Source organism: Ruegeria sp. (genome assembly GCF_028066395.1).
In the GTDB taxonomy this organism is placed as follows: domain Bacteria; phylum Pseudomonadota; class Alphaproteobacteria; order Rhodobacterales; family Rhodobacteraceae; genus Ruegeria.
Map to the genome: position 1 here is coordinate 16,453 of NZ_JALCBM010000047.1, position 10,878 is coordinate 27,330.

General features: G+C 61.7%; 11 protein-coding genes, 1 tRNA gene and 1 pseudogene. 5 read left to right on the forward strand and 8 right to left on the reverse strand.

Annotated elements, in window-relative coordinates; genetic code table 11:
* Window positions 1-54: 54 nt before the first annotated feature.
* Window positions 55-729, reverse strand: coding sequence for a lipoyl(octanoyl) transferase LipB (gene lipB, locus MPJ51_RS14665; protein ID WP_298388268.1), 675 nt, complete (start codon window positions 727-729; stop codon window positions 55-57).
* Between the two features lie 39 nt (window positions 730-768).
* Window positions 769-1,428, reverse strand: coding sequence for a DsbA family oxidoreductase (locus MPJ51_RS14670; RefSeq protein ID WP_298388270.1), 660 nt, complete (start codon window positions 1,426-1,428; stop codon window positions 769-771).
* Between the two features lie 136 nt (window positions 1,429-1,564).
* On the opposite strand from MPJ51_RS14670, the gene MPJ51_RS14675 reads away from it, so the two are divergent.
* Window positions 1,565-1,651, forward strand: a tRNA-Leu gene (locus MPJ51_RS14675).
* Between the two features lie 30 nt (window positions 1,652-1,681).
* Here MPJ51_RS14675 and MPJ51_RS14680 read toward each other — a convergent pair.
* The 6 genes from MPJ51_RS14680 to MPJ51_RS14705 all read right to left on the reverse strand — a co-directional run bounded on the left by MPJ51_RS14680 (window position 1,682) and on the right by MPJ51_RS14705 (window position 7,707).
* Window positions 1,682-2,677 carry an ABC transporter ATP-binding protein gene (locus MPJ51_RS14680; RefSeq protein WP_298388272.1) on the reverse strand — a complete coding sequence of 332 codons (996 nt, stop codon included), beginning with the start codon at window positions 2,675-2,677 and terminating at the stop codon, window positions 1,682-1,684.
* Entirely contained in the window at window positions 2,674-3,708 is a 1,035-nt protein-coding gene (locus tag MPJ51_RS14685) for a Gfo/Idh/MocA family oxidoreductase (RefSeq protein ID WP_298388274.1), read from the reverse strand. Before MPJ51_RS14685 ends, MPJ51_RS14680 begins: the two co-directional genes overlap by 4 nt.
* On the reverse strand, window positions 3,705-4,544 hold the full coding sequence (locus MPJ51_RS14690; protein WP_298388276.1) for a carbohydrate ABC transporter permease: 840 nt from the start codon (window positions 4,542-4,544) through the stop codon (window positions 3,705-3,707). The genes MPJ51_RS14685 and MPJ51_RS14690 overlap by 4 nt, the downstream gene beginning before the upstream one ends.
* A gap of 10 nt (window positions 4,545-4,554) precedes the next feature.
* A complete protein-coding gene (locus MPJ51_RS14695; protein WP_298388278.1) occupies window positions 4,555-5,469 on the reverse strand; it encodes a sugar ABC transporter permease in 915 nt (304 codons plus the stop codon).
* 64 nt (window positions 5,470-5,533) lie between these two features.
* Complete coding sequence (locus tag MPJ51_RS14700; RefSeq protein WP_298388280.1) at window positions 5,534-6,787, reverse strand: ABC transporter substrate-binding protein; 1,254 nt, start codon at window positions 6,785-6,787, stop codon at window positions 5,534-5,536.
* On the reverse strand, window positions 6,784-7,707 hold the full coding sequence (locus tag MPJ51_RS14705) for an N-acetylmuramic acid 6-phosphate etherase (RefSeq protein WP_298388282.1): 924 nt from the start codon (window positions 7,705-7,707) through the stop codon (window positions 6,784-6,786). Before MPJ51_RS14705 ends, MPJ51_RS14700 begins: the two co-directional genes overlap by 4 nt.
* A 159-nt stretch (window positions 7,708-7,866) precedes the next feature.
* Here MPJ51_RS14705 and MPJ51_RS14710 point away from each other — a divergent pair, with 159 nt between their 5' ends.
* From MPJ51_RS14710 to MPJ51_RS14725, 4 genes and pseudogenes are all read left to right on the forward strand, one after another.
* Entirely contained in the window at window positions 7,867-8,754 is an 888-nt protein-coding gene (locus MPJ51_RS14710; protein WP_298388284.1) for a BadF/BadG/BcrA/BcrD ATPase family protein, read from the forward strand.
* Entirely contained in the window at window positions 8,741-9,496 is a 756-nt protein-coding gene (locus tag MPJ51_RS14715) for a GntR family transcriptional regulator (RefSeq protein WP_298388286.1), read from the forward strand. Before MPJ51_RS14710 ends, MPJ51_RS14715 begins: the two co-directional genes overlap by 14 nt.
* 13 nt (window positions 9,497-9,509) lie before the next feature.
* On the forward strand, window positions 9,510-10,538 hold the full coding sequence (locus MPJ51_RS14720) for an SIS domain-containing protein (protein ID WP_298388288.1): 1,029 nt from the start codon (window positions 9,510-9,512) through the stop codon (window positions 10,536-10,538).
* A pseudogene (locus MPJ51_RS14725) lies at window positions 10,535-10,878 on the forward strand (N-acetylglucosamine-6-phosphate deacetylase); the annotation flags it as partial. The gene MPJ51_RS14720 and the pseudogene MPJ51_RS14725, both read left to right, overlap by 4 nt.

A 10,878-nucleotide genomic window follows, 5' to 3' on the forward strand; every position in this document is an offset into this window, starting at 1 on the left:
GGTGGTTTGGGAAACAGACCTGCGTGTCTCGCAGTATTGTTGTTTCCCTTCGCGTCAATCAGCGATTCGAACCGGGGTTTCGGCGCCGCCAAAAACGTCCTCGAACGTTCGGCGCAACGCCACATCCACATCCGCCATCGTCACCGGAAGGCCCAGATCGACCAGAGAGGTCACGCCGTGATCCTGAATGCCGCAAGGAACAATACCGCCGAAATGATCCAGATCCGGTTCGACATTGATCGAGATGCCGTGAAAGCTGATCCATTTGCGCAGACGGATGCCAATGGCGGCCACCTTGTCCTCGGCGGTCTGCCCGGTCGCCGTCAGCGGTTTGTCCCCGCGCTGCACCCAGACGCCCACACGGCCGTCGCGGATTTCACCGGTCACGTTGAACTCAGCCAGCGCGGCGATCACCCAAGCCTCCAGCTGTTTGACAAAGCGGCGCACGTCATGGCCGCGTTTGCCCACATCCAGCATCACGTAAACCACCCGCTGACCCGGCCCGTGATAGGTATATTGCCCGCCACGCTTGCTGTCATAGACAGGAAAGCGGTCAGGGTCGGTCAGATCCTCACGCTTGGCTGAGGTGCCAGCGGTATAGAGCGGCGGATGCTCCAGCAGCCAGATACATTCCTCGGCCTTGCCCGCCGCTATGGCGGCCACGCGCGCTTCCATAAAAGCGATGGATTCGTCGTAATCGGTCAACCCGTCGGTCGTCTTCCATTCCATGGCATGTCCTTAGACGGATCGAGAGGCAGGGGGAAGAGGTCAGGCGGCCTCGGCCAGACAGCGTTGCAACATCTGTGCGTAAGTGTCGGTACCCTGTGCGCCGGTCAGCAGATATTTGCCACCAAACACCATCGACGGCACGCCAGATATCCCCCGGCTGGTCCAGAACTGCTGTTTCTCACGCACCGGCTGCACATGCGCACCCGAGGCCAGCGCCGCACGGGCTGCGTCAGGGTCCAGCCCGGCGGTTGTGACGGCGGCGATTAGAACCTCCGGGTCGGATACATCGCGCTGCTGAGTGAAATAGACCTCGAACAGGGCCAGCTTCAGCGGGTGCTGTCGGCCTTGCCCCTCAGCCCAGTCCAGCAACTGATGCGCGGCGAAAGTGTTGTAGATCCGGCTCTCCTCGGTGAAGTTGAAGGCAAAGCCAAGCTCGGCCCCCAGAGCCGTCAACTGGTCGCGCGCCTGCTGGCTTTGTTCCGGGGTCGAGCCGTATTTTTCAGCGATATGCTCCCGCAGGTTCTGCCCGTCGGCGCCCATGTTCGGGTTCAACTCAAACGGATGCCAGCGCAGCCGTGCCAGCACGTTTTCCTGTTTCAAGGCCTGATCCAGTTGTCGAAACCCCACGATGCACCACGGGCAGACCACATCCGACACGATGTCGATTTGAACCACAGGGCGGGGGTCAGGGGTGGTCATGGGTTGCTCCAAAGCTGAGGGGTCGTGATCCGCTATAGATATGCGGGGTCGGGGCGAATTCAAACGGTCTGTATTTTTGCCTCTTCACATCCTTAGCCGGTGCGTCTATACGCGCCTCTACCAAGTCACTGGCAGTGCGGTCGTGGCGGAATTGGTAGACGCGCAGCGTTGAGGTCGCTGTGGGGTAACTCCCGTGGAAGTTCGAGTCTTCTCGACCGCACCAACTCTCTGAAATCTATGGCAGTCCTTTGCCTCAGCTAAGCCGCACGCCTTGCGGGTCAAAGCGATACGTCCGGTCCACTGCATAGCCGAAGCGGACGGGTTGGCCTGCGGTCACCTGATGCTGGCCGAACAGGCGGGCGGTGATCTGGTGGTCCTGCATCTGCGCTATCACGTTGGTGTCTCCGCCCAGATGCTCGACATGGGTGATTTGCGCTGAGATCGGACCGTCATCAGTCAGGAACAGGTCCTCGGGGCGGATGCCGGTGGTGATGTCGGCGCTTTCGCCGATCAGGCTGGCGGGGAAGAAATTCATCGATGGGGAACCCAGGAACCCGGCGACGAACTGGTTGGCGGGGTTGTTGTACAGCTCCATCGGGCTGCCGACCTGCTCGACCCGGCCGTCGCGCAGGACGACGATCTTGTCGGCCAGTGTCATCGCCTCGGTCTGGTCGTGGGTGACGTAGATCATCGAGGCATCAAGCTGCTGGTGCAGGTTGGCGATCTCCAGCCGTGTGTTCATGCGTAGGGCCGCGTCCAGATTGGACAGAGGTTCGTCGAACAGGAACAGTTTCGGTTCGCGCACGATGGCGCGGCCGATGGCGACGCGCTGGCGCTGGCCGCCGGACAATTCCGACGGGTAGCGGTCGATATAGGGCTCAAGGTTCAGCATCTTGCTGGCCTTGGCGACACGCTCGTCGATGACCTGTTTGCTTTGGCCTTCCTGTTTCAGCGCCAGTGACATGTTCTTGCGCACGTTCAGGTGGGGGTAAAGCGCATAGCTTTGGAACACCATCGCGATGCCGCGCTTTGAGGGCGGGGTCAGGTTCATCAACTCTCCGCCGATGCGCACCTCGCCCGACGTGACATCCTCAAGCCCTGCAATCACACGCAGAAGGGTGGATTTGCCGCAACCCGAGGGGCCGACGAAGACGACGAACTCGCCATCTTCCACCTCGATATTGATATCTTTCAGAACCTCGACCTTGCCGAAGGACTTGTTCACGTTTTGCAGCGTCAGGGCGGTCATTGGGATGCCTCTTTCAGCGAAATGGGGTGGCCGGTGCGGATGCTCTCATCAGCGGCCAGACAGATGGCCAGCGATTGCACGGCGTCGTTCATGTGGCGGGTCAGGTCGATATCCTCGGCGATGGCGCGCAGCATATAGGCCTGTTCCGCGTCGCAGAGTTCCTGATGGCCGGGTTCATCGGGCATGTCGATTGTCTGGTCGCCCTCGGGGCGGTGGATCAAAAGGCCGCCGACCTTGGTGTGGCCGTCGATATCGGCTGATGCGCCCTTGTTGCCGTCGGTGATCGAGACCGATCCGTTGGGTGAGACGATGTCTTTCACGAAGAACGCGGTTTCCGACATCATCGGGCCCCATCCGGCCTCGTACCAGCCGACCGAGCCGTCCTCGAATACGACCTGAAACTGGCCGTAATTGTACATGTCAGGGGCGATCTCATCGCTGAGCCGCAGGCCCATGCCGTGGACGCGCACGGGGTCGGAATCGGTGATCTGGCACATCACGTCGACATAATGCACGCCGCAATCGACGATGGGCGAGGTGGTTTGCATCAGCGCCTTGTGCGTTTCCCACTCGGCACCCGACGATTGCTGGTTCAGGTTCAGGCGGAAGACATAAGGTCCGCCGAGGTCGCGCGCCTCGGAGATCAGGCGCATCCAAGACGGGTGATGACGCAGGATATAGCCGATCACCAGTTTGCGGTTGGTTTCGATGGCTTTGGCAACGACGCGTTTGGCGTCGGCCACGGTGGTTGCCAAGGGTTTTTCCACGAACACATGCGCGCCAGCTTCCATCGCGGCGCAGGCGAAATCGGCGTGGCTGTCGGAATAGGTGGCGACGACGACCATATCGGGGGTGGTCTCGGCCAACGCGGCGTGAAAATCCGAATAGGCCGGATAGCCCGCAAGATCGGGGTGATCCACGCGACCGGACCGATTCACCAACCCCACGATCTGCGCGTCGGGGTGGTGGTGATGGGCCAGTGCGTGGCTGAGGCCCATATTGCCAAGGCCAGCGATCAGAACTTTGGTCATTTGACGGCTCCTGAGGTGAGGCCACGGATCAGTTGGCGTGAGAAGATGACATAGAGCACCAGCACCGGCAGGATCGCCATGGACAGCGCCGACAGAACCGCGTTCCAGTCGGTGACGAACTGGCCGATGAAGACCTGACTGCCCAGCGTCAGGGTCTTGGTTTCCTCAGCCGGGGCGAGGATCAGCGGGAACCACAGGTCATTCCAGATCGGGATCATGTTGAAGACAGCGACGGTGGCCATGGCGGGGCGCACCAGCGGCAGGACCAGCCGGAAGAAGATCGTGTATTCCGACAGCCCATCGACGCGGCCTGCATCCTTCAGATCGTCCGAGACTTGCCGCATGAACTCGGACAGGATGAACACGGCCAGTGGCAAACCTTGTGCCGTGTAGACGAGGATCAGCGCCCAAAGCGTGTTGACCAGCCCGGTCGCCACCATCATCTCCAGAATGGCGACGGTGCCGATGCGGATCGGGATCATGATGCCAAGCGCCAGATAGAGGCCCATGATCAGGTTGCCCTTGAACCGGTATTCACTCAGCGCAAAGGCAGCCATGGCACCAAACAGCAGGATGAAGGTCAGCGACACCACGGTGACGATCATCGAGTTCTGGAAGTACAGGAAGAAATCCCCCTGTTTCATCACTGTCTGGTAGCCGATCAGCGAAAAGCTGTCCGCATCGGGCAGGGCCAGCGGTTCGCGAAAGATGGCGCGGCGGGTTTTGAAGCTGTTGATGATGATCACGAAGACCGGGAACAGGGCGATTAGCGTGTAAAGGATCAGCGCGCCATGCATGGCGGTGGTGTTCAGTGGGTTGGTGCGGGCTTTGTTCATCGTCATACCCTCACAGCTGATATCGGCGTATCCGGGTCTGGATGCCGAACAGGTAGATACAGACACCCACAAGGATGATCGCGAACATCGCCCCGGCGATGGCCGATCCCATACGCGGATCGCCCAGTTGCAGTTGGAAGCCAAAGAAGGTGCGATACATGAACGTGCCCAGAATATCGGTCGAGAAATCCGGCCCCGCCAGCGCGCCTTGCGACACATAGATCAGGTCGAACGCGTTGAAATTGCCCACAAATGTCAGGATCGAGATGATCCCGATCGAGGGCAGGATCAGCGGCAGTTTGATCTTCCAGAAGGCCGACGCCCCGGTGATGCCATCGATCTCTCCGGCCTCAAGGATTTCTTCGGGGATCGACAGCAGGGCGGCATAGATTAGCATCATCGGGATGCCGACGAATTGCCAGACCGAGACCAGCGCCAGCGTCGTCAGGGCGTATTCCTCTTTCCCCAGCCACGGCGCGAACAGCGATTTCAAGCCCACCGCATCCAGCATCGACGGTGCGATACCCCAAAGCGGCGACAGGATCAGTTTCCACGTAAAGCCCACGATCACGAAGCTGAGGATCGTCGGAATGAAAATCGCCGACCGATACAGCGCGGCAAAGCGCAGCCGGGGATGCGACAGGATCGCGGCCAGCGCGACCCCGATAGGGTTCTGCACCAGCATATGGATCAGGAAGAACCAGAAATTGTTGCCCAAAGCGTTCCAGAACTGTTCCGACCAGATCGGGTCGAAAAACAGGGTGCGGAAATTCTGCAATCCCACATAGACGCGGGTCTGATCCACCTCGGTGAACAGCGCAAGGCGCAGCGTGTTGAACAGGGGGAAGATCATCACCGCCGTGTAAACCAGCACCGCAGGGGCGAGGAATACGGCGATATGCCATCTGATGCGGCGGGTCTGCATGGGAAACTCCGGGGGCAGGGACCGGACGCGGCAACCCGCGTCCGGAATGTTTGACCGTCAGGTCTTACTGATGCGGTGCGTACCAGCTGGCCAGACCGTCCTGCAACTGCTGGCCCAGGGCCTCGGGCGCTTCGGTGCCCTTGATGGCGGCGACGGATGCGCCCCAGGTCTCGTTCTCAAGGTTGGGCGTGCCGCGCGACAGGATCTGATAGGTCGAGCGGATCGTGCTTTCACACTCATCACGCCAGCCGACGATTTCCTTGGCCAACGGGTCTTCCAATTCGACCGGGGTCGAGGACAGCGGGAAGAAGCCGGGCACGGCGTTACCGTAGATGCTGGCAAATTCCGGGCTGGCGACCCATGTCAGGAAAGTGCGCGCGGCCTCGGCATTTTCGCTGGCCGCGTTCAGGCCGATGCCGATATCGGTGTGGTCCGAGATATAGCAGGTATCACCCGCATTCTGCACCGGCGGCTTGAACGCACCCATTTCGAAATCGGCCTGCGTGTTGAAGCCCGCGATTTCCCAGCTGCCCGCCGGATAGATCGCAGCGCGGCCCAGCGTGAACAGGTTCTGGCTGTCGGGATAGGTCTGCGCCTCATACCCGGCGCCCAGATAAGGGGCCCATTTGGCCAACGTCGCATAAGGGGCCACCCATTGCGGATCGGTCAGCTTCTGCTCGCCCTTGATCAGCGCCAGACGGCCTTCTTCGCCCTTCCAGTAGTTCGGGCCGATATTGTTGTAGCCCATGGTGGCGGCTTCCCACTGGTCATTGGTGCCCATCGCCATCGGGATATAGCTGCCGTCTTCCTGAATCTTGTCCAGCGCGGCAAAGAATTCGGCCTCGGTGGTGGGTACGTCCAGTCCCAACTCGTTGAAGGCGTCCTTGTTGTAGATAAAGCCATGGATCACCGACGCCATCGGCACGCAGAAACTGGCCGAGGCATCGTCGGTTTGCCATGCGGATTTGGCGACGTCCGAGAAATTGCTCATCGCCTCCAGATCGGACAGATCGCTGAGGTGACCCGCCTCATACAGCGCCAGCGAGGCATCGAAGGGACGGCAGGTGATCAGATCGCCCGCCGATCCGGCGTCGAGTTTCGAGTTCAGCACGGCGTTGTATTCCGCAGGTGCCGAGGGGGAGAAGACGATCTTGATGCCCGGATGTTCAGCCTCGAACGCCGGAATGATCTTGTCCTGCCACAGGGTCAGGTCGTCATTGCGCCAGCTTTCGATGGTCAGGGTGGCGTCTTGGGCCAGCGCACCGCTGGCGACCAGCGCGGTGCTCAGCATCGCCAGGCTTAGAACTTTGCGTGTCATTTGGTTTCTCCCAGGTTGATAGTTTCGTTGTTCTGCTTGAGCTGCGCCAAAGCCGGGCGCAGGTGGTCGTTGGTGTCTTGTAGCAAGGCCTGTGCCGCGGCGGGCGAGGGTGCGCCAGCGGCCAGCAGGGCGGCACATTTCAGCGCCCCTTTGGCCTCGGCCAATGCGGCCTCGGCCCGGTCGGGTGAGACGCCGGTCAGTTGACAGACGATCCCTTTGGCGCGGGCGCGCAGTTTGTCATTGTCGGCCCGCAGGTTGATCATCATGCCGTCCTGAATATGGCCCAGCTCTGTCGCCATCAGGGTGGACAGCATGTTCAGGGCGATCTTTTGCGCCGTGCCCGCGCCCATGCGGGTCGAACCCGAGATCAGCTCGGGCGGGGTGGGCAGCAATACAGGGTGATCCGCCAGTTGCAGCAGTTTCGATCCGGCATTGTTGGCGATCCCGATCACGGTCGCGCCGGTGTTGCGGGCCATTTCGGCGGCGGCGACTGTATAGGGCGTTGTTCCACTGGCCGAAACGGCAATCACCGTGTCCTGCGGCGACAGATCGGCCAGTTCGCGACTGAGCGAATCCGAGGCATCCTCCACATCGCCGGGCATGACCGATCCGGTGGGCAATCCGCCCGCCATATGGATGCGAATCTGTTCTGCGGGGATTGAGAAGGTGCCACCCAGTTCCAGCGCGTCAGAGGCGGCCATCAGGCCCGAGGACCCCGCCGCCAGATACCGCAGAATACCGCCCGAACGAATGGTTGCGGCCATGGCGCGCGCACCTGCGCAGATCGGATCAATGGATTGGGCGGGGGCGGTGGCGGCTTGCGCCTGCGATTGCGCCAACAGCGCCGCAACATCCGCCAATGGCCGGGCGTCCAGCCCGATGGCGTCCTGATGCAACTGTTCGGTCACTGGCGTGATCACGTGATTCTCCCCCCTTGGTTACTGGCATCATACCTTTTAGATACCATTAGTCTACCATTTTGTTGAAATGCCTGGAATCGAAGGTTTTTGCCCTCATAATTCAATTTTGGTCCCAATTGGGTCTTCTAAATCTGCAAAAGGTATTATAAAGGTCTTCACATGACTCGCTGCCCTGATACCATCCATCTGGCCGTCGACGGCGGCGGTACGCGTTGCCGTATCGCCCTGAACCTCGGCGGCAAGACCCATCAGGTCGAGGTTGGCGCGGCCAATGTCTCAACCGATTTCAACGCCGCCTGTGTCGAGTTGCAATGCGGGTTGGCGTTGCTCGCCGATCAGGCCGGTTTTGACCCGGCAGAGTTCGAAAGGGTTCCGGCCTATCTCGGGCTGGCGGGGATCACAGGACAGGCGCTGGCGGACAAGCTGGCCGCTGCCTTGCCATTTCGCCGGGTGCGAATTGCCGATGATCGCCCCTCGGCCCTGTATGGCGCTTTGGGGGATCGGGACGGGTTTGTGGCCCATTGCGGCACCGGCTCGTTTCTGGCCGCCAAACAGGCAGGCAAGGCGCAATTTGCCGGGGGCTGGGGGCCGGTTCTGGGTGATCAGGCCTCGGCCCAGTGGGTCGGGCGGCTGGCGCTGTCCAGAACGCTGGATCGAACCGACGGGCTGACCGCGCCTTCCGCGCTGGCCGATCAGTTGTTGGACCGTTTCGGCGGGTCGGCGGGGATCATACAGGCCGCTGCAAACCTGTCGCCAACGGAATTCGGGGCCTTGGCTCCGGGTGTCACCGAACAGGCCGGGCAGGGTGATCCGATTGCAAGGTCGATTCTGCAAGAGGCTGCCGATTACTTGTCAGATCGAATGTCAAAGATGGGCTGGCAGCCCGGGCTGCCAATCTGCCTGACCGGCGGCATTGCGCCGTGCCATGCGCCCTATCTGCCCACAGAAATGCAGGCCGATCTGGCTGATCCTTTGGGCGACCCGCTGTCCGGCGCATTGGCATTGGCGCGCGCCTTTGAAGAGGAGATCGAAAATGAGCGTCGCTGATTTTCTACGTCCCGAAGCCTGGCTGGGCCGCACTGCTGGCCCCCGCTATGTGCAATTGCGTCAGCGGCTGGAGCAGGGGATCGAGGATGGCATCCTGCCCCCCAACAGCTCACTTCCGCCCGAACGCGAGATTGCCGAACTGACCGATCTGTCGCGCGTCACTGTGCGCAAGGCCATTCAGGAACTGGTGCGCAAGGGCGCGATCGAACAGCGTCAGGGCTCGGGATCGTTCGTGCGCGAACCGGTGGCGCGGGTCGAGCAATCCCTGTCGCACCTGACCTCGTTCACCGAGGATATGGAGCGGCGCGGCCTCAGAACCACCTCGACCTGGCTGGAGCGCGGGATATTCCTGCCTTCGCCGGAAGAGATGATGGCGCTGGGCCTGTCGGCGGGCGAGCAGGTCGCGCGCATTCACCGCCTGCGCGAGGCGGGCGGACGGCCCATGGCGCTGGAACGTGCCGCCTTGCCTTTGGATATCCTGCCCAACCCGACCGAGGTGTCGGGCTCGCTTTACGCTGTTCTCGAACAGCTGGGCCATCGTCCCGTGCGTGCGATCCAGAAGATCTCGGCCATCAATCTCGGCCCGACCGAGGCCGAATTGCTGGATGTCGCCGAAGGCACGGCGGGGCTGCGCATCCAGCGCACATCGTATCTGGAAAGCGGGCGGGTGGCTGAGCTGACCCGCTCGGTCTATCTCGGCGAGGCTTACGATTTCGTGGCCGAGCTGCGCCTGTCAAACTGAAAGGTCCCGGACCATGTCCACTGAACCCACGCAGATGCGCAAGGAAATCGACGAAATCCCCTGCGCGGTCGAGCGGTTGCTGACCCACGGCGCCGGTGCGATTTCGGGCGCTGCCGAGGCGATCCGGGCGCGCGACCCGCGCTTTCTGATCTCGGTTGCGCGGGGGTCGTCCGACCATGCGTGCAGCTATCTGAAATACGTGTCCGAATTGCTGCTGGGGCTGCCGATGGCCTCGGTCGGGCCGTCGGTGAAGTCCATCTATGGCGTTGATATGCGCTGTGATGGCGCGCTGTGTATCGCCGTGTCACAATCGGGGCAGAGCCCGGATATCGTGCAACTGGCCCGCTCGCTGACGGAGGGCGGGGCCTATTCCGTGGCGATCACCAACAACACGGAATCAGCGCTGGCCGGGGCGGCCTCATCCGCGCTGCCGATCCACGCCGGGCCGGAACTGAGCGTGGCGGCGACCAAGACCTTTGTTACCTCGCTGGTCACCGGGTTGTGGCTGCTGGCCGAGATCAAACGAGATGAAGACCTGCTGGCCTCTATCCGCGCGCTGCCCGAGGCGCTGTCGCGCGCCATCACCTGCGACTGGGGCGCGGTGGTCGAGGCGGTGAATGGCCAGTCCTTGTTCACGTTAGGGCGGGGCACATCCTGGGCGATTTCCAATGAGGCGGCGCTGAAGTTCAAGGAAACCTGTCAGATTCACGCCGAAAGCTATTCCTCGGCCGAGGTGCTGCATGGTCCGGTCTCTATCGTCGATCAGGGTTTCCCGGTGCTGGCCTTTGCCTCGCAAGATGCTGCCGAGGCCAACATAGCCGAGGTCGCCGACGCGCTGGCCGCCAAAGGTGCGCAGGTTTTTGCGACCACTGATCGGGTGACGCAGGCCACGCCGCTGCCCCATATCCGCACGCCCCATTGGATGACCGACCCGGTCACCGCGATTGCCTCATTCTACGGCATGGTCGAAACCGTGGCCACGCGGCGCGGCATCAATCCCGATACGCCACGCCATCTGAAGAAAGTGACGGAAACGGTATGAGTTTTCCGCCGATCACCTACGCTGGTGGACCGATCTTTGACGGCGAAACCCTGCGTACCGGCCACGCGGCCCGGTATGAGGGCGGCGTGTTGCAGACGCTGGTGCCTGAAACGGACCTGTTGCCGGGTGAACGGGTCGAGGACCTGTCTGGCGATATCCTCAGCCCCGGTTATGTCGATCTGCAGGTCAATGGCGGCGGTGGGGTGATGTTCAATGACGACCCCTCGGTCCAGACATTGGCGACCATCGCCGAGGCACATCGCGCGCTGGGCGCGACCGCGATCCTGCCGACGCTGATTACGGACACGGCGGACAAGACGCAGGCGGCAATCCGGGCGGC

What these genes read in the sequence shown, in the direction of transcription:
- MPJ51_RS14700 (WP_298388280.1), bottom strand. Translation starts at nt 6,787, where the DNA reads ATGACACGCAAAGTTCTAAGCCTGGCGATGCTGAGCACCGCGCTGGTC.
- MPJ51_RS14695 (WP_298388278.1), bottom strand. Translation starts at nt 5,469, where the DNA reads ATGCAGACCCGCCGCATCAGATGGCATATCGCCGTATTCCTCGCCCCT.
- MPJ51_RS14715 (WP_298388286.1), top strand. Translation starts at nt 8,741, where the DNA reads ATGAGCGTCGCTGATTTTCTACGTCCCGAAGCCTGGCTGGGCCGCACT.
- MPJ51_RS14685 (WP_298388274.1), bottom strand. Translation starts at nt 3,708, where the DNA reads ATGACCAAAGTTCTGATCGCTGGCCTTGGCAATATGGGCCTCAGCCAC.
- MPJ51_RS14670 (WP_298388270.1), bottom strand. Translation starts at nt 1,428, where the DNA reads ATGACCACCCCTGACCCCCGCCCTGTGGTTCAAATCGACATCGTGTCG.
- MPJ51_RS14690 (WP_298388276.1), bottom strand. Translation starts at nt 4,544, where the DNA reads ATGAACAAAGCCCGCACCAACCCACTGAACACCACCGCCATGCATGGC.
- MPJ51_RS14680 (WP_298388272.1), bottom strand. Translation starts at nt 2,677, where the DNA reads ATGACCGCCCTGACGCTGCAAAACGTGAACAAGTCCTTCGGCAAGGTC.
- lipB (WP_298388268.1), bottom strand. Translation starts at nt 729, where the DNA reads ATGGAATGGAAGACGACCGACGGGTTGACCGATTACGACGAATCCATC.
- MPJ51_RS14720 (WP_298388288.1), top strand. Translation starts at nt 9,510, where the DNA reads ATGTCCACTGAACCCACGCAGATGCGCAAGGAAATCGACGAAATCCCC.
- MPJ51_RS14710 (WP_298388284.1), top strand. Translation starts at nt 7,867, where the DNA reads ATGACTCGCTGCCCTGATACCATCCATCTGGCCGTCGACGGCGGCGGT.